Source organism: Commensalibacter sp. A3DC, assembly GCF_047307945.1.
Classification (GTDB): domain Bacteria; phylum Pseudomonadota; class Alphaproteobacteria; order Acetobacterales; family Acetobacteraceae; genus Commensalibacter; species Commensalibacter melissae.
Genome location: NZ_JAXOQA010000004.1, coordinates 1 through 17752 on the forward strand (window position 1 = coordinate 1; position 17752 = coordinate 17752).

At 39.2% G+C, this 17752-nt stretch carries 15 protein-coding genes; 8 read left to right on the forward strand and 7 right to left on the reverse strand.

Annotation, left to right across the window (positions count from 1 at the left end; genetic code table 11):
* Positions 1-4 precede the first annotated feature (4 nt).
* A complete protein-coding gene (locus U0839_RS00820; protein WP_122123929.1) occupies positions 5-247 on the forward strand; it encodes a hypothetical protein in 243 nt (80 codons plus the stop codon).
* A 69-nt stretch (positions 248-316) separates the two neighbouring features.
* On the opposite strand, the gene gltA is transcribed toward U0839_RS00820, so the two are convergent.
* The 3 genes from gltA to U0839_RS00835 form a co-directional block, all read right to left on the reverse strand.
* Positions 317-1612: a citrate synthase gene (gene gltA, locus U0839_RS00825; protein WP_196424876.1), complete on the reverse strand. Its 1296-nt coding sequence runs from the start codon at positions 1610-1612 to the stop codon at positions 317-319.
* 229 nt (positions 1613-1841) lie between these two features.
* Positions 1842-2171, reverse strand: coding sequence for a chorismate mutase (locus tag U0839_RS00830; protein WP_155565806.1), 330 nt, complete (start codon positions 2169-2171; stop codon positions 1842-1844).
* A 48-nt stretch (positions 2172-2219) separates the two neighbouring features.
* Positions 2220-2933 (reverse strand): metallophosphoesterase, encoded by a 714-nt coding sequence (locus U0839_RS00835; protein WP_196424162.1) that lies wholly within the window; start codon positions 2931-2933, stop codon positions 2220-2222.
* 153 nt (positions 2934-3086) lie between these two features.
* Here U0839_RS00835 and U0839_RS00840 point away from each other — a divergent pair, with 153 nt between their 5' ends.
* A complete protein-coding gene (locus tag U0839_RS00840) occupies positions 3087-4598 on the forward strand; it encodes an acetyl-CoA hydrolase/transferase family protein (protein WP_155565805.1) in 1512 nt (503 codons plus the stop codon).
* Positions 4599-4659: 61 nt separating this feature from the next.
* Here the strand turns inward: U0839_RS00840 and U0839_RS00845 are convergent, their stop codons facing one another.
* Positions 4660-5277 carry a hypothetical protein gene (locus tag U0839_RS00845; RefSeq protein ID WP_110438430.1) on the reverse strand — a complete coding sequence of 206 codons (618 nt, stop codon included), beginning with the start codon at positions 5275-5277 and terminating at the stop codon, positions 4660-4662.
* A 186-nt stretch (positions 5278-5463) separates the two neighbouring features.
* Here U0839_RS00845 and ispH point away from each other — a divergent pair, with 186 nt between their 5' ends.
* From ispH to rnhA, 3 genes are read left to right on the forward strand one after another with little or no spacing between them, the layout of a single operon-like run.
* Positions 5464-6447 (forward strand): 4-hydroxy-3-methylbut-2-enyl diphosphate reductase, encoded by a 984-nt coding sequence (gene ispH, locus U0839_RS00850; RefSeq protein ID WP_110438429.1) that lies wholly within the window; start codon positions 5464-5466, stop codon positions 6445-6447.
* Between the two features lie 24 nt (positions 6448-6471).
* Positions 6472-7428 carry a homoserine kinase gene (locus U0839_RS00855; protein ID WP_155565803.1) on the forward strand — a complete coding sequence of 319 codons (957 nt, stop codon included), beginning with the start codon at positions 6472-6474 and terminating at the stop codon, positions 7426-7428.
* Positions 7418-7888, forward strand: coding sequence for a ribonuclease HI (rnhA, locus tag U0839_RS00860; RefSeq protein WP_155565802.1), 471 nt, complete (start codon positions 7418-7420; stop codon positions 7886-7888). The genes U0839_RS00855 and rnhA overlap by 11 nt, the downstream gene beginning before the upstream one ends.
* Positions 7889-7892: 4 nt before the next feature.
* Here rnhA and U0839_RS00865 read toward each other — a convergent pair whose 3' ends face one another.
* Entirely contained in the window at positions 7893-8336 is a 444-nt protein-coding gene (locus U0839_RS00865) for a hypothetical protein (RefSeq protein WP_155565801.1), read from the reverse strand.
* A 192-nt stretch (positions 8337-8528) separates the two neighbouring features.
* Here U0839_RS00865 and U0839_RS00870 point away from each other — a divergent pair, with 192 nt between their 5' ends.
* Complete coding sequence (locus U0839_RS00870; protein WP_155565800.1) at positions 8529-9365, forward strand: EcsC family protein; 837 nt, start codon at positions 8529-8531, stop codon at positions 9363-9365.
* A gap of 200 nt (positions 9366-9565) precedes the next feature.
* The gene (locus U0839_RS00875) at positions 9566-10789 is read left to right on the forward strand and encodes a DUF4412 domain-containing protein (protein ID WP_413549876.1); all 1224 of its coding nucleotides are present in this window, start codon (positions 9566-9568) and stop codon (positions 10787-10789) included.
* A 13-nt stretch (positions 10790-10802) separates the two neighbouring features.
* Here U0839_RS00875 and bcp read toward each other — a convergent pair whose 3' ends face one another.
* Together bcp and U0839_RS00885 are read right to left on the reverse strand one after the other, a co-directional pair.
* The gene (bcp, locus tag U0839_RS00880) at positions 10803-11276 is read right to left on the reverse strand and encodes a thioredoxin-dependent thiol peroxidase (RefSeq protein WP_155565798.1); all 474 of its coding nucleotides are present in this window, start codon (positions 11274-11276) and stop codon (positions 10803-10805) included.
* Between the two features lie 66 nt (positions 11277-11342).
* Positions 11343-14348 (reverse strand): bifunctional [glutamine synthetase] adenylyltransferase/[glutamine synthetase]-adenylyl-L-tyrosine phosphorylase, encoded by a 3006-nt coding sequence (locus U0839_RS00885; RefSeq protein ID WP_413549877.1) that lies wholly within the window; start codon positions 14346-14348, stop codon positions 11343-11345.
* Between the two features lie 54 nt (positions 14349-14402).
* Between U0839_RS00885 and U0839_RS00890 the strand changes: the two genes are divergently transcribed.
* On the forward strand, positions 14403-17717 hold the full coding sequence (locus tag U0839_RS00890) for an AsmA-like C-terminal region-containing protein (protein ID WP_196424865.1): 3315 nt from the start codon (positions 14403-14405) through the stop codon (positions 17715-17717).
* The last annotated feature ends 35 nt before the right edge of the window (positions 17718-17752 follow it).

The window sequence follows — 17752 nt, forward strand, 5'->3', positions numbered from 1 at the left end:
AAGTATGGCTATTCAATTAGACCACATTCATCGTCGGTGTGAAAAATCGGTTATTACTGCCTATCAAGAGTTAAAAGCTGTTGGTGTAGGCGAAATGCAAATTTTTCAGAGCTGCGTTCTTTTATATCAAATTTATCATCCGGAATCTTCAGTAAATGAGGCTCGTCTTCTCGTGTCTGAATGGATTGACTATCATATTTATGATAAAAAACAGAATGGCAAAACCAATGGATGCGATTGCAACTAGAGGAAAAACCAGGTAAGGAAATTGTTATTTGAATTTCCTTACCTGAAAAGTTTTCTTATCTAAGTTAGTTTATTTTTTTAAGTCTCTACGCTGATAACCTGTATATAGCTGACGAGGACGATAAATTCTCCGTAATGGGTCATTAAAGGCCTCTTTCCATTGACTTACCCATCCTACGGTGCGTGCAACAGCAAAAAATGCGGTAAACATTGATTTGGGTATTCCCATTGCCTTGAAAATGATTCCAGAGTAGAAATCTACATTCGGATAAAGTTTACGTTGAACGAAATAATCATCATTCAGTGCATATTTTTCTAGTTCAATAGCGAGTTCCAGTAATGGATCGTGTTTAATACCCAATTCCTCAAGGACTTCATAACAGGTCTGTTGCATGATTTTTGCCCGTGGATCGAAATTTTTGTAAACGCGATGCCCAAATCCCATTAACCTGACATTACTGTTTTTATCCTTCACTTTTGCAATAAAATCAGGGATATTTTCTTTTGAGCCTATTTTTCCGAGCATTTGTAAAACCGCTTCATTTGCACCACCATGCGCGGGTCCCCAAAGAGCGGCAATACCTGCGGCAACACAGGCAAACGGATGTGATCCTGTTGATCCTGTCAATCGTACTGTGGATGTTGAGGCATTTTGTTCATGATCAGCATGTAAAATCAAAATACGGTCCAATGCATTGCTGAGGATTGGATTGACCTTATAGGGTCTATCCGCACGGGCAAACAGCATGTTAATAAAATTTTCTGAATATGAATAATCTGCTCTTGGATAGACAAAAGGTTCCCCTCGGGAATATTTGTAGGCCCATGCCGCAAGAGTGGGCATTTTTGCAATCAGACGAACAGCGGAAAGATCACGACTTTCTTCATTAGATATGTCAATGCCTTCGGGATAGAAGGCTGATAACCCACCAACTGTTCCACATAACATGGCCATTGGATGGGCATCGCGACGATAGCCGTTAAAGAAATTTCGAATTTGCTCATGAAGAAGAGAATGATTAAGTAACCGTTCTTTAAAATCCTCGTGCTCTTCTTTGGATGGAAGTTCTCCGTACAAAAGAAGATATGCCACCTCTGCGAAACTTGATTTTGCAGCAAGCTGTTCGATTGGATACCCGCGATATAAAAGGATACCTTTTTCACCATCAATGAATGTGATCTTGCTTTCACAAGCGGCAGTGCTGCCCAATCCAGGATCAAAGGTAAATAAGCCCAATTCTTTGGTTAAACTGCGAATATCAACGACACTATTTCCGCTTGCCCCTGATAGAACTGGTAATGTAGCTGTTTTCCCCTGAAAAGTAATGGTAACGGTTCCGTCATCTTGAGGAGGTGAGAAAGACATAGCTTCCGTGTCTGACTGTTTCATACTATATTCAACCTTATTGTGATTTAACAATGTCTTTAAATTTAATGCATAAAAATGCTCAATCTTCACCATACCAGAATACACAGAGAAGTTTTTTCACGTCTCTGAGAGCTTGGCATTTAAATAAATTATATTTAAAATTGTTTTGCTGAGTCTTAATATAAAGAATTGCATGCACAACCAAAAATAAAAAATAAGAGATGATTTAATTTTTCTTATCAATTTTTTGTTTGGCAATTGCTTTATGATGTTGAATAACTTCCGTAATGATGAAATGAAGAAATTTTTCAGCGAAATTGGGATCCAGATGGGCGGATTTGGCCATTTCTCTCAATCGTGTAATTTGTTCAGATTCTCTTTGAGGATCAGAAGGGGGTAACTGATAAGTTGCTTTCAATTCACCCACTTTTTGGGTCAAACAAAATCGTTCAGCCAGAATATGAATTAACGCATTATCAATATTATCAATGCTTTGGCGTAACTTTAATAATTCTTGTTTAGCTTTTTCTGTGGAAAGTGGTGGTTGTTTAATCATACAATCTACCTTTTTACATAAATTTTGGATAATAATTTTTAATTTGAATTAAATTGGAATATCGATCCACGATAAATGACCGCCTTTACCCGCTCCAGTATCCATAAAAACGGCTGTCCCTCCGGCATACCCCTTGCGGATCCAGGGACGTCCGTCCGTGGATCTGCAATCATGTCCGCAATATAGGGTATAACCTGATGGAATATGATTAACCCAGTTTAGTCTGCGGACCGGATAACCATTTGCAAGGGTTTTATTGGTTGTCTCTCCATACAATGTGCGGGATAATAAGGCATTTATCGGTGTCAATGGATTGGCTGGCGGGGGTTCAACCAGCATTCTGGTATGAAATCCGCCATGAACAAAAATAAAATTCTTAAAAATTAACCAGGCAGGAGCTTTTTCCAAAGCTTGCAAGATTTTATCGGTTAGTTTTTTATCAGGATGTTGGTTGATTTGATCAAGGGTTCTGGTCAGGATATTATCTTTTCTTACCCTGAATCCCTTGAGAAACAATCCCAGTTTTCGGTCATGATTGCCAATCAAGAAAATTCCTCTTTTTTCATCCTGAACCTGTAACATTAACGCCATTACAGCACCACTATCCGGTCCGTAATCGACCAAGTCCCCCAGTTGAATGATGAAGTGATCTGTTTCAACAGCATGTCGAAAACCGTTAATATCACCATGGACATCCCCGATAATTCTGAAATTTTTGAAACGAGTGGATAATGTGGCAAACATTGCTATAGTATAAACCATAAAGTTTTTTATTTTGCATCTATATATTGCAAAAATGTTTTTTTTATTGAATATCTCACTTTTTTTTGTTGGGAGAATTGAACTTTATGATCTTAATTAAAAGAAAAAAAAATATATAGTTTTATTTAAGTTAAGATTTTTAAAGGATTAGTCATGTCTCAAAATAATCGTATTCAACATCAGGGATTAAAACGAAAAGTCTGCTCGGCTGAAGAGGCCGCGCAATTTATTCATGCGGGTGATTTGATAGGTACAAGTGGATTTACGGGGTCAGGATATCCGAAGGCAGTTCCTCAGGCTTTGGCTAATAGAATTAAGGAAGCTCATGCGTTAGGTAAGGAATTTAAAGTCAAACTGATAACTGGAGCGTCAACAGGGCCAGAACTTGATGGTGCATTGGCGGAGGTTAACGGAGTTTCTTACCGTTCCGCGTTTAATACTGATCCAATTATGCGTAAACGGATCAATAGTGGGGATACTGATTATCTTGATATGCATTTGGGACAGGTTGCCCCCTTATATCGTACAGGTGTTTTGGGTGAAATGGATGTCGCCATTATCGAGGTCGTACGTATTTGCGAAGATGGTCGGTTGGTTGCTTCCTCGGCTCTGGCCAACAATCAGCTTTGGTTGAATAGTGCAAAAAAAATTATCCTTGAAGTCAATCAATGGCAAAGTGCAGGTCTGGAGGGTATGCATGATGCATGGGAGGTTTCAACCTCCTTTCCTCATCAAATTATTCCATTGTCCTCTCCTTGTGATCGTATAGGTCAACCATATATGACTGTTGATCTGAATAAAGTGGTTGCTGTTGTGGAAACGAACGCTCCAGATCGAAATGCCCCTTTTAGTCCCAGTGATGAAAATGCAAAATTGATTGCTGGACATTTAATGGAATTTTTCAGGTATGAAGTGAAAAGAGGTAAAGTGCCGCCTCAACTTTTTCCGTTACAATCCGGGGTTGGCAATGTTGCCAATGCGGTTATGGAGGCTTTGGGCGAAGGGGATTTTGACAATCTGACCGCATTTACGGAGGTGATTCAGGACGGTATGTTGAATATGCTTGAAACTGGGAAAATGAAGGTTGCTTCGGCGACATCTTTTTCTCTAAGTCCTGAAAAAGCGGAGTATTTTAACGATAACACTGATTTTTTCCGTGACAAAATCATTTTAAGGCCTTCTGAAATCAGTAATCATGTCGGTGTTATTCGCCGGTTGGGATGCATTTCCATGAACGGCGCCATCGAAGCGGATATTTTCGGCAATGTCAATTCCACCCATATTATGGGTTCAAGAATGATGAATGGAATTGGTGGTTCTGGGGATTATGCAAGAAACGCCTATGTATCGATTTTCATGACTCCATCCTTGGCTAAAGGAGGAAAGATTTCCTCAATTGTTCCGATGGTGTCTCATGTGGATCATATTTATCAGGATGTCCAGGTTATTGTAACCGAGCGGGGATTGGCAGATTTACGGGGACTGTCACCGCGTCAAAGGGCAAAACTTGTTATTGAAAATTGTACGCATCCCACTTTTAGACCTCTATTGAGGGAATATTATCAAATGGCCCTAAAAAATAATATGGCTCATACTCCTATTTTGCTTAAGGAAGCCCTGTCATGGCATGAACGGTACATCGATACAGGTACAATGATCCCCTGATTTTTCATGCAATTGTTAATTTGCTTAAATTAGATTTTTTAAGCAAATTATAATGGATAGTTTAATAGGAATTATATTGAACAGATCCAAAATGGTGACGATTATATTCAAGCTGGTTTGGAGATAGTTGAAAGCCAACAGTAAGTTCATACCCATCAGGGGTACGGGCAGTTGTGGCGGGAACTTTGAACATCAATTTTTTGGATTCAAGCTTCACTTGATCAATATTATTGGGGAAACTAACTTCCGCAATCATTTCCTGTTTATCAACGACTTTTCCATTATGAATGGTTGCAATGAAATATGGGATTTTGAAAGAATGAGTCTGGGCTGCTGGTCCTCGCTGAATCTGAAGGGTCACACTCAGTTGTGTATCAATGTAGTCTTGATAGCTTAAATTTCTCTTTCTTCGTTCTTTATTTTTTTCGTTCTTTGGATCATCAGTACAATTGCCTGATATTTCTATGATGCTGGCTTTAGTTATAAGATGAGGGAGACTATCCTGATTATTTTCAAAAACAAAATAATCTGATGCTGCAGGAAGAATACTAACTTTGGGACAGGCAGGAGGAAAATCATATGTTACTTTTTCTGCACATCCCCACAGAAAAAATGTGAAGGGTAAAAAGGCGAGGGGTGTTTTTATCGTCTTTTTTGTCAAAACACTTGAAAGGATCATCGCTTTCCTGCCATTTATAGAGAAGAGGTTGTTAATAAATAATAAAATATATACCATAAAACAAATTGTTTTAATGTGAAATATATTCTTTATAATTAATTTTAAGTTCTGATGTTTAATAACAGCTTGTTTACCTGATAAAATCCAAATATAAAGTTTATAGATTTTTAATAACTTGGAAAAATTATGTCTGACCAACATTTAAAGAATTCAGAAAATCAAACTCGTGCGTTAAAAGTATTATTGGCTGGCCCTCGTGGGTTTTGTGCCGGGGTTGATCGAGCTATTCGTGTTGTAGAAGAAGCTTTGCGACGGTACGGGGCACCGGTATACGTTCGTCACGAAATCGTTCATAATCGGACAGTTGTTGAAAATTTAGAAAAAAAGGGGGCTATTTTTGTGGAGGAACTGGATGAGGTTCCAGCAGATGCACATGTGGTTTTTTCAGCGCATGGTGTTCCCAAAACTGTGCCCCTAGAAGCCCAAAGACGTAACCTGTTATATCTTGATGCTACATGTCCCTTGGTTTCCAAGGTTCACAGAGAGGCGGAACGGCATTTTGCCAATGGCGGTGAAGAAAGCCGTCATATCTTGATGATTGGTCATGCAGGTCATCCCGAAGTTGTTGGAACGATGGGGCAATTGCCACCAGGTGCGGTAACCCTTATTAAGGATGCAGAGGAAGCCCGTACTGTACAACCTGAAAATCCAGATCGTTTGGCATTTATAACACAAACTACGCTTTCTGTGGATGATACCGCAGAAATAGTTGCCATTTTAAGGCAACGATTTCCCAAGATCGAGGGGCCAAAGCGTGAGGATATATGTTATGCAACTACAAATAGACAGGAAGCCGTAAAAAGAATTGCGGCAGAGTGTGATTTGATGTTCGTGATCGGTTCCCCAAACTCTTCCAATTCACAACGGTTGCGTGAGGTTGCTGAACGTTCGGGAGCGCCACGGGCAATTTTGATACCGAAACTGGAAAACATGGATTGGAAAGATCTGGAAGGCGTGAATGTATTGGGGATCACGGCAGGAGCCTCTGCACCTGAATCCCTTGTGCAAGAAATACTTGAAGCCTTGTCCAAACATTTTACGCTCGATATCGAAGAACGGATTGTCAAAGAGGAACATGTTACATTCAGTCTGCCAGCTCCCCTAGGATAAAATAGAGAAACATAGAGTTAATACATGGCTGTTTATACAAATGTTTCTGAACAACAAGTATCATCTTGTCTTCAAAATTATCCTATCGGTCAACTTGTTCGGTTAAAGGGTATTGCCCAGGGGGTCGAGAATAGCAATTTTCTTCTTGATACCACCCAGGGGAAATATATTCTTACCCTTTATGAAAAACGTATAAAAAGAGAAGAACTTCCATGGTATATGGATTTGATGCAGTTTTTTGCGCAACATCATATCCGTTGCCCCTTACCTGTCAGAACAAAAGAGAAGGAATGCCTGATTGAGCTGAATGAACGTCCGGCAGCAATTTTTACTTTTTTGGATGGAAAAGAAGTTTCGGAAATTTTGCCGGAACACTGTTTTGCCTTGGGCGTCTCGATGGCTCGGATGCATCAGGTTGGTCTGGAATTCAAGCAGAATAAAAAAAATCATGTGGGACCGGACAGCTGGAATGCGTTACTTGAAAAATCGGTTAATCACGGGCATGATGATTTAATAAGGGAAATCGATCCTGTCCTAAGAAAAATCATTCAATCCTGGCCTACCCAACAAGAGGGTTTGCCAGTGGGTCAGATACATGCAGATTTATTTCCTGATAATGTTTTTTTTCAAGATAATCGTCTAAGTGGATTTATAGATTTTTATTTTGCCTGTACTGATTTTCTGGCTTATGATCTGGCAATTGCTTTAAATGCATGGTGTTTTAAAGAAACGGGTGAGTATCTTGTCAAACGGGCAAGGGCTTTGGTCGCAGGTTATCAGTCTGTTCGTATTCTGACTGAAAAAGAAAGATTGTTGTTACCCATTTTTAAAATGGGGGCGGCATTGCGCTTTTTACTGACGCGCCTACATGATCTGGTTTATACCCCTTCAACAGCTTTGGTTACTCCTAAAGATCCGCAACCTTATTTATACAGGCTAAGATATCATCAACTTAACAAAGTTGAAACATATGAATTTTGATCGAAGCAATTTTCAAAAAGGTCTTGTTGAAATCTGGACAGATGGAGGGTGCAGTCCCAATCCAGGTCCTGGCGGATGGGGAGTGTTATTACGCTTCAAGGGAATTGAACGTGAGTTAAGTGGTGGGGAAATGGAAACGACAAATAATCGTATGGAACTGACTGCCGCGGCTGTGGCTTTGGAGACATTGACCCGTTCTTGCCATGTGGATTTGTATACGGATAGTCAATATGTTCGCCGGGGAATTACTGAATGGTTTGAAGGCTGGAAAAAAAACGGCTGGAAAACAGCGGGGAAAAAACCGGTTGCGAATACTGATTTATGGCAGCGATTGGAAAGTGCCGCTGCCAGGCATCAAATTCAATGGCATTGGGTAAAAGGACATAATGGATGTCCTGAAAATGAACGGGTTGATCAGTTGGCCACGTCAGCCAGAAAAAAAATAACAGAAACAGGTTAACTAGCTAGCGCACTTTGTTTTGTTGTAAAATTGCACTGCGATTGCCTCCTGGTTGCCCGGCAAATGTATCATAGGATGCACTTGCATTATAGGGAGGTTGTACAGGTGCGTTAAAATACGCCCGAATTCCTGTCCCGGGAATATTGACTGAAGGACCGTTATAGGGTCTGACAGGCGATTGGCTTGGTGTGGATCCTGGCAATCCCTCACCTTTTTGAGAAGTTATGGAATCCGACTGTGTGGTTGTCATTGAATTATCATAGCTGACAGGTTTATATTCTGACATACCAGGTCTTGAAGGAGGTGGAGGTAATGGATTTGGAGCCTGGTTTTTCGTATTATTTGAAACTGCACCAGAAATTTGAGCCTGAACAACCATAGGAATGATGCCTGTCAATAAACCAATAGTTAAAATCAGACCGGTTCGAAAATGAGAAACAGATTTCATTTTGTTATATGCCATTATTTTTAAATTCTTACTTAATATATAAAAATAATCTATTTTTAAAAGTAATCAATTGGCAACTTTTTCTTTTCTAAAAAAGATGACTTTTTTGTCATATTATTTCCCTTAAAAGGGATTATGGTTAATGATATCAAATTATAACCAATTTATCATCATTGGAATAGGTATTGACAAATGAATACAGAAAATAATCAGACGATTGTTCCTTATTCTTTAAATGACCAAGAGGTTCAGGATCTTACAGTTGCGCTGGAACAGCTGGAAGCAGGACGCGGCGTGTTATTGCGATTGGCCGATATTATGGGAGGAGCTGTAGGACAAGCCATAAAATTAGGTGAAAGAGGACTGAGTCTTTCACCAAGGATACAGAAAAAAATAGAGAAATTCACCAATGTTTCCATTCAGCGCGCTTTTGAAATTGCCATTTTAGGATTGAACAGAAAAACAGAGAAAAAGGATTCAAATTTATCAAAAGCTGTCTGGCGTGATCGAATGATGAAAGCCATGGTTGTTACGTCAGGTGCAGTTGGAGGGTTCACTGGATTGGGTGGTATGTTGCCTGATATCAGTCTGACTACCCTTGCCCTTATGCGTGAAATTGCTCATGTTGCGCAAGAGGAAGGGGAGAATCTGCAAAATGAAGATACTAAACGCGCCTGTCTAGAGGTATTTGCATTACGGTCTTTTGCTAATTTGGGTATAGATAAAGATAATCAGCTGGGTTTTTTTTCAGCCAGATTAATGTTGCGTGGTCGTCCGATGATTTTGCTCATGGCTGACGTTTCTCACCAATATGGATTGAGCCTTTCCCAAAAACTGAGTATGCAGATGATGCCTGTTGTTAGCGCATTATGTGGCGCCTCATTAAATATGGCCTTTTTAAATCATTATCGTTCTTTGGCAAGACTACATTTTGTTATACGTCGATTGGAACGTGAACATGGAATGTTAGCTCGGGAAACAATTGAGTATATTTGTAAAAATCATATAAATTCCGATAATTTTTTTTAATGACATGATCAGATCATGTTCATGTTATCATGATTTAATCATTACAATAGAATTGGACGTGCAAAGTTTATTCAAGATTAAGGCATTATAGATTTTTAGTTAACGAGATATCAATTAAGTTTAGTTTAAGGGGGATTGAAACGGAATTGATTCCGTCTATAATTCGGTATTTGTAAAGTCAATATATTAAGGATAAAGTGATGTTGTATAATTTTAGGGCGCTATGCTCTTCTTTTTATAAAAAAAAGGGTTATACGGGATCAATTCTTATTGGTACCACTTTTTTTGCCGCCCTACCGGCCTATGCCCAAGAAAAGCATCCTTTATTTATGCCGAAACGAGATGTAACGGTTGTTTATGCCGTGCAGCCGGAAAATTCATCATTGGCCCAAAAACGCAAGATATATTTTTCTGGAAATGGAACTCTATTTCGAATTGATGGTCCCAACAATATTGGGTTCACCCTTATTGATTCAGCTAAGCAAACGGCAACGGTTGTTTCCAATAAGTCGCGAGTTTATACGGTGATACCAAGTAAATCGGGCACGGGTGGTCTTTTTTTGGATGAAAGTCTGCATTTCAGAAAAAAGGGAACAGATCGTATATTGGGTATTTTGTGTCATCATTGGTCAGTTCAAGGAACAAAAGGACATTCGGATGTTTGTGTAACTGATGAAGGCATATTATTACGGCAGGAAGGAATGGATATTGATGGTATTGATGGTAAAACAGAAGCCCTTTCAGTGCAATTTGATGCTTTGTCTCCCTCCATATTTCAAGTTCCGGTAGGATATCAGCAGGTTAGACTTCCCCAGCAAAAGGGGGAAAGTCCAACCTTGGTTTCACCCAATGCCAACGCTCAGCCTCTTTCACCTATCCAGGCTAAAAAATCGGAAAATGGGAATAAGGTGGATGCCAGCCAAAATCCTTTTATTACTCCTCAAAGGGATGTTGATGTGGTTTATGCAATCGCTGGTCCCATGCCTGGTTTACCTCCATTTCATCAGAGAATGCGCTGGTCCGTGGAACAATGGAAACAAAGAATTGATTCCCAGGGGATTGATACATACATGATAACTGATTATCGCACGCAGCGATTAACCGTTTTAAACCCCCAGTTAAAGAAAAAAACCGAACTTGTCGCGCCGGGTGCATCTATTCAGGGCATGGGAAAAAGGGCAGAGGGAGATTATGTCAAGGTTGGTGAGGCCACGGTTGCTGGACAATTTTGTAATGAATGGGAGGTAGCAGATACAGAGGGCAATATTAATGATGTATGTTATACAAATGATGGAGTTATGTTACGCGTTGTACGTAATAACATTCCATTAGTTGTGGCCTTAAAAGTTGTTTACGCACATCAAGATGCCAGTTTGTATCGAATACCTTCTGATCTGAAGATGTTGGCACCGGCACATCCGTAAGGTTCACAGAAGATTATCGATCAGGTGCATCGAGAGTTTTCAAAATTTCGTTTACATGGTTGGTAACTTTGACTTTATGCCAGATTTTAAGGATTCTACCCTTTTCATCTATTAAAAAGGTCGATCGTTCAATACCCATGTATTTTCGGCCATACATTGATTTTTCTACCCAAACGCCATAGGCTTCTGTCATTTCACCTTTTTCGTCGGATGCCAATGGAAAGGTGAGGTTGTGTTTTTGGGCAAAATCCTTCAGTTTTTTAACTGGATCACGGGATACACCAATAACAGGGATATCGAGCTTTTTGAATGCGGTCAGGTTTTCTTCAAAGGCACAGGCCTCTTTCGTGCATCCAGATGTATTGGCTTTTGGATAAAAATAAAGAACAAATTTTTTTCCTTTTAATGCCGTCAGTGAAATTGAACTTTCAAGTTGGGTGGGGAGATCAAAATTGGGTGCCTGGGAACCTTCGTTTAGTTGGGTCATGTAACTTACTTTTCTAGATGGATATAATGAAAATTGAATATTTTTTCCAAGTTAATAATATAGTTATTAGGTGACAGGACCAAGAAGTTTTATAAAGAGATCACGAACCTGTTCACTGGTTTGATGTATTTTCTCCATAATCAGAGAAAAGGAATCTTTTGTGTGAAAAATCTTTCCCAGAAGTTTTTCGGTCATGATTTCAATAATGATTGGAGTTGCATCCATTTCCAAATGTTCGGGAGGATATTTACCGAAAAATAATCTTAAAAGACTTTGCAAATTTCGCCAGAAATAATCAGCTTGAATCAAATATCTTGCCTCTTCAATAGAAAGATAGCCATTTTGCGCCAATTTTCTGAATGCTATTCTTGTGCAAGGATGTCTTACTTTATTATTATGCGAGATTAATTGCAGAGTTTGAGCAATAAATTCCACTTCTATAAGTCCACCTTTAAGATATTTGACATCCCATTGTGTGGTGGGGGGCATATCATTTTCCAGCCTTTTGCGCATATGAACGGCGTCTTGTAAAATAATTTTATTGGTCACGCCAGAAGGGGAAGAATCCAAAGCCTTGCCAATGGCATTATTGATCCGGTCCTGCAAGATTTTAGGTCCACCTATAACCCTGGCCCGCGTTAAAGCCATCCGTTCCCATGTCCAGGCTTCTTTTTCATGATATCGCTGAAATGAGTTCAGGGATACGGCAACGGGCCCTTTGCTGCCAGATGGACGTAAACGCATGTCAATTTCATATAATGGACCTGTATAGCTTGTATTGGTCAGTGCAGTGATAAAACTTTGTGTTAATCGTATATAATAAGGATTGATGGCTAACGAACGGAATGCTTTATTGGCCAATCCTGTTTCTGCGACACTGGCAGCAATTTCAGGTGGATGGTCATAGACCAGCATCATATCAAGATCGGAACCCACCGTCATTTCCCATGATCCGGCTTTCCCCAAGATAATGATGCATATGCCTCCATCCGGAATAATCCCATATTTTTGTTCATGATCTTTGATTACTCTTGCCAGAAGTTCGTTTAAAATGATATCTGCCATTCGTGTACGCTGGATTTGACTTTTATTTAGAGAAAGGCGGTTTTCCATATAGGAAACGGAAAGCCTGAATTCCTCGCTTTGAATAATGTTATGAAGAATGGGCAGAATTTCTTCCAGAGACTGGGTGCTGTTTAGATGCTCATGGATCGTTTTTTGCAGTAGATTTGTTTTTGTTTTTAATATATCGACATGAATTAACGCATCAAGTGCTGCAGGATTATTGGTAATATAATCAGCCATGAATTGTGAGGAACCCAATATTGACGCCAATTTTTCGATTAAAATGGGATTACGTTCGAAAAGGGACAAAAGCTGTATCCCCGCATGATGTCGTGCCAGCAAACTGTCAAAACGCTGTAGGATCAAAAGAGGGTTTTTCTGTTCTGCAAAAGCCTGTAAAATATTAGGTAAAATATTTTTTAGAATCATTCTGGCCCGTGCGGTTCTTAAAGTACGGGGGCCGCTATTGCTCCATGATTGTAAAATAGATGCGGCTTCATCGGGGAAACCTTTTTCATTCAGATAATTGATTAATTCATTTTTAGGTAAATCAAGAATAAAATTTTCTTCATTATCCGGAGACGTAAAAAATCCCTCGAATATATGTCGGACCTTTTGCATAAGCGGGAATAAATCTTCAACAAATTTGTCTGTTGATTCATATCCCATGAAAATGCAAAATGCATCAAATGCCTGTTGTGTGTTGGGAAGGGAATGGGTCTGATAATCGGATTGCATTTGCAGGCGGTGTTCTATTTTACGAAGGAAATAGTAGGTTTTAATTAGGATCGTTGCGGATTCATCGGAAATTAACTCTTTTCTGGTCAATTGCTGTATGGCTTTGATTGTTTGTGGTGTACGCAGTTTTGGAAAACGTCCTCCCCAGATCAATTGCAAGGTTTGGGGTAAAAATTCGATTTCACGAATACCACCATAACCTAACTTCACATTTTGACCGATTAACCAGTGCAGGGCATCTTGTCCAAATTTTTTTTCAGAGAGTATTGGCGGGTTGGGTTTGCCTGAATTTTTATGACAATCAATCCTGTTTTTCATGGCATAAATGTCCTCGACAACAGCAAAATCCAGATGCCTGCGCCATATAAAGGGTTGAACAGCCTCCAGGAAAGAATATCCTCCTGCAAGATCTCCCGCGACAGGTCGTGCCTTACTCATGGCACTTCGTTCCCAGGTTTGTCCCAAGCTTTCATAATATGAAATGGCGGCGGGTAACGAAACGGCGAGTGGGGAAGAAGAGGGATCAGGCCGTAATCTCAGATCAACACGAAAAACATATCCATTTTCATCTCGATCCTCCATGAGGGTTACGAGTTGTCGTGTGATCCGGATAAAAAGTGTGGCAAGATCGGGATGATTCGGATATTTGTCTGGATCATAAAGAATAATAAGATCAATGTCAGAAGAATAATTAAGTTCCCTACCACCAAGTTTGCCCATTCCCAAAACAATAAATCCTGAGTTTTCCTGAGGATTTTCTGGGTGGGAAAGTGTAATTTTTTTATTTTGATGTGCTTGTAATAAAAGATAATTGATTGCAAAATGAAGGGTGATTTCTGCAAGATAACTGAGCGTGTGGGTTATTTTTTTTAAAGTCCATACATTTCCAATATCTGCAATTGCACAGGCAATGGCAATTTTTTGTTTGGTAATCCGTAATATTTTGGCGATACTGGATCTGGATTCTTGTATTGATGAATTTTGTAGGCAAGTAAAGGCTTTATTGCAGGCCTTATCAGGTCCATTTAATATAAGGTATTCAAAGAAATGAATGTTTTTTATAATCAAATCAGCAAGAAAGGGGCTGTTCCCACCAATGGCATGGATAAGGCGGACAATACCGGGTTGCTGAATTAATACTGGATCCTTGTTATTTTTAACCCATGCTTCTTTAACTGCATTTGAAAAAAGGTCTGCTGAACGTTGATCCGCCGCTTTTGGCCAATTCTGATCAAACCAAGGGATAGAAGACAGGTTTTTGTGAGACATGATACATGATTTCTGTTATTTGGTTTTTTTCAGTTTACAAATATTAAGATGAAAATGCCCATAAAGAAAGAGCAAGAATTTCATAAAGATTCAAAAATAAAACACAGACGAAACTGGTTGCGTAAATTTTTACTGGCAGGCTGTTCGGTAATTGTATTGCTGGTCGTGATGGTGTCAGCTTTTATATTATTCATATTAAGCGCACCTGCCAACCTTACCTTTATCGCCCGATATTGGCTTCCTTTAACGGTTATAGAAGGTATGGAGAAGGATAAACCTGCTGGAAGACTGACGTTTGACAAGTTGGTTATGAAATGGCCTGTTCTAAAGAAAGGCTTTAATACACCAGTCACTTTCGAACTGGAAGGATTAAAGTTACTGGATGTCTATAATCAGGTAAGGGATCATTTGGACTTTGCAAAATTAACGCTGGATACATCATCATTACGACATAAAAAAATTGTTCCTTTGTATATCAAGTTGTCAGGTGCACAATTACATTTAAGAAGATATAAAGACAATCATGTTAATCTGGATTTGTCAGGATTGGGTTTGTCGAGACAATCCAGGCTGGATATCGACTTTCATCGTTTGTATCATGTCAAAATTGAGAAAACCGTTTTATCTTTTAAAGATGACATTGATCATAATTTGATTCAATCAAGACAGATTGATGTTGATGTGCATCCTTTTTATGCTGACAAAACATTGACCATTATTGGAAAAGTCTATTTCAATTTTGATATTAATGGTCATAAGGTTCAAATTAAAGGTCAAAGCTCTGTTCAGTCCATAACTTCATCAGATATTGTTAATTTGCAAAAAACGGGAAAGCTCCAATGGCATATGGAGATCGATCAGGTCAATCCCGCCAATATTGCAGAAATGATACCGGAATTGCGTTATTTGCAATCTGTTAATATGCCTATTTCAGCTGAGGCGAATATAGGTTTTTCTATCCAGAATAAAGCTTTCATGCAACCTTATATGGCAGATATTAAAATAAATTCTGCTCAGGGGAATGTAAGGGTTGGAAATATGGAATATTTCCCATCTTTTTTCAATGCTCGTATAAGCGCTTTTTTTGGTGAAGATGCCAAATATCCTGCAAAGATTGATTTTTCCGACATTTGTCTGCAATTGAGATCGCCGTCGGATTTGGAAAATGCGAAAAGCGGGCCTTTTTTTCATTTCAAGGGTTGGTTGAAATTATCCTCACTGTTAAATCCAAAAGTGGTTGATGCAGATTTTTCCGCAGGTAGTCCGTTGCTAGACTTTTCAACATTAAAAGAATATTGGCCTCGTCACATAGCCAAAGGGGCCAATGAATGGGTTACGGGCAATATTACAAGAGGGCAAGCGCGAGATTTTTCAATTCATGCAAGGCTTACGGGGCATGAGGGCTGGCATCATTTGAGACTGGTTAACTTGGAGGGTGGAATTGGTCAGGCAACGGGTTTGGAGGTTCACTGGTTAAGGCCCATCCCACCTTTACAGAAAATGAATGCACAAATGATATTTGTAAATCCTGATCGGATATTGATTAAATATCGAGGAGGTTATCAAATTGTCAGGTCAGGAAATGGAACCACCTCGAAATTACGCAAGTTGAATATACCTTCTGGCAATATGTGGATTACAGGATTAAGCAATCATCGGGATTTGGGTATTATAACGCTTTTGATAAAAGGTAAGTTGCAAGATTTATTAACTTTATTATCTGAACAACGATTGCATTTGCTATCTCGTCATCCTGTCCCTTTTAAAAATCCTTCCGGGGATTTGTCTACGCATTTACATTTGGAAATCCCCCTCAAGAAAAAGGTGAAAATCGAACAGATTGATATTCAGGGACATAATGAGATTAAAAATGTCTATCTAAAAGATATAGCGTTAGGACAGGATTTGAGACAGGGGAATTTAGTGGTGGACGTGAATGCCCGTCAACTTGATTTACATGGGTATGGTCTTTTATCTTATTTTCCTGCACGTATTGAGTATAGACAAAATTTTACGCATCAACATCTTGGGTCGCTTGTTGAAAAAGCAAAAGTTGGCTTGACCATTACGTCAGAGACCTTGAAACAAACAGGTTTTGATATGGCTAAGGATATAGGGGGCCAAGCCTATCTAGATTTAAACTATTCAAAATTTTACGACAAAAAAGCGATAATCAATTTAAATTTGGATCTATCAAGAACTGAATTGAAACTCCCAATTTGGCACAAGCTAATTGCAAAACCCGCGAAGGCTTCGGGAACGATAATATTGAATGACAACAAACTGGTCGGTATTCAAGACTTGCATGCTCAGGGAAGTGACTTGTTGGTGCATGCCAATATGAATATCGAAAATAGAATTCCAACCCAATTAAATATTCAATATTTTAAAACTGGACGGTCAGAAGGAAAAGCGACCATTAATTTTCCAATGACGGAGGAAGCGTTTCATAACCCTTTAAAAGGTGATGTACGTATTTCTGTCAAGGCAGATACATTGGATCTTTCCCCATTTATTCAGGATTATCTGGGATCATCCAGGAAAAAACATGCCGTTTCCAAGAAATCACAGAATTATAATATTCCTGTTGCAGCTACAGGAAAGTACAAAGGACTTAAGGGAAGACGTTGGATCTTTAACCTTCAGGCCAAGAAAATCTTTTATGATAAGAATAAGAAGCTGGGCGAAGTGACAGCCTATATTGAATATAATGGATTACGGTTGATGCGTCTTTCTTATGGAATGCGCCAACCAACTTTGGTAACTGCGTCATTATTTCCCAAGGATTCAAATCGACAATTTTATCTGGATGCTCAGAATCTTGGCAATTTATTGGATATTGTTGGAATATCAAATAGAATTTCAGGAGGGCATTGTGTTCTGAGTGGTAATTTTGATGACAATGATCCTGAGGCCCCGTTTACCGGCAAGATACAAATCGAGCCTTTTGTTGTTGATCATGTTCCCACCGCCTTAAAACGGATCAGTAATCTTTCTGTTTATGGTTGGTTCAAAAGGCAAAAGGCGGATGCGTTGAATATTGATGCTCTCAAAGGAAATATCTTTTTGAATAAGGGGATTCTGAAAATAAAAAATGGTCGTGTTTTCAATGATGAACTTGGAGCGACTTTGAAGGGCGATATCAATCTTGATAAAGCGGTTTTGGATTTGCAGGGAACAATAGTGCCGATTTATGCGGTGAATAAACTATTCAGTCATGTCCCGGGGGTGGGAAAATTATTTGTTCCAGAAAAAGGGGGGGGGTTTATTGCCGTTCCCTTTGTCATTAACGGAAAATTCAAAGACCCTCATATGGAGGCATATCCTTCAATGTTGCTAACTCCGGGCTTTTTACGAAATCTATTTTAATAATTGTATAGACAATTGAAGTTGAGACGATAGAT

What these genes read in the sequence shown, in the direction of transcription:
- gltA (WP_196424876.1), bottom strand. Translation starts at nt 1,612, where the DNA reads ATGTCTTTCTCACCTCCTCAAGATGACGGAACCGTTACCATTACTTTT.
- U0839_RS00855 (WP_155565803.1), top strand. Translation starts at nt 6,472, where the DNA reads ATGGCTGTTTATACAAATGTTTCTGAACAACAAGTATCATCTTGTCTT.
- U0839_RS00890 (WP_196424865.1), top strand. Translation starts at nt 14,403, where the DNA reads ATGCCCATAAAGAAAGAGCAAGAATTTCATAAAGATTCAAAAATAAAA.
- U0839_RS00885 (WP_413549877.1), bottom strand. Translation starts at nt 14,348, where the DNA reads ATGTCTCACAAAAACCTGTCTTCTATCCCTTGGTTTGATCAGAATTGG.
- U0839_RS00840 (WP_155565805.1), top strand. Translation starts at nt 3,087, where the DNA reads ATGTCTCAAAATAATCGTATTCAACATCAGGGATTAAAACGAAAAGTC.
- rnhA (WP_155565802.1), top strand. Translation starts at nt 7,418, where the DNA reads ATGAATTTTGATCGAAGCAATTTTCAAAAAGGTCTTGTTGAAATCTGG.
- U0839_RS00820 (WP_122123929.1), top strand. Translation starts at nt 5, where the DNA reads ATGGCTATTCAATTAGACCACATTCATCGTCGGTGTGAAAAATCGGTT.
- U0839_RS00865 (WP_155565801.1), bottom strand. Translation starts at nt 8,336, where the DNA reads ATGAAATCTGTTTCTCATTTTCGAACCGGTCTGATTTTAACTATTGGT.
- U0839_RS00870 (WP_155565800.1), top strand. Translation starts at nt 8,529, where the DNA reads ATGAATACAGAAAATAATCAGACGATTGTTCCTTATTCTTTAAATGAC.
- U0839_RS00875 (WP_413549876.1), top strand. Translation starts at nt 9,566, where the DNA reads ATGTTGTATAATTTTAGGGCGCTATGCTCTTCTTTTTATAAAAAAAAG.
- U0839_RS00845 (WP_110438430.1), bottom strand. Translation starts at nt 5,277, where the DNA reads ATGATCCTTTCAAGTGTTTTGACAAAAAAGACGATAAAAACACCCCTC.
- ispH (WP_110438429.1), top strand. Translation starts at nt 5,464, where the DNA reads ATGTCTGACCAACATTTAAAGAATTCAGAAAATCAAACTCGTGCGTTA.
- U0839_RS00830 (WP_155565806.1), bottom strand. Translation starts at nt 2,171, where the DNA reads ATGATTAAACAACCACCACTTTCCACAGAAAAAGCTAAACAAGAATTA.
- U0839_RS00835 (WP_196424162.1), bottom strand. Translation starts at nt 2,933, where the DNA reads ATGGTTTATACTATAGCAATGTTTGCCACATTATCCACTCGTTTCAAA.
- bcp (WP_155565798.1), bottom strand. Translation starts at nt 11,276, where the DNA reads ATGACCCAACTAAACGAAGGTTCCCAGGCACCCAATTTTGATCTCCCC.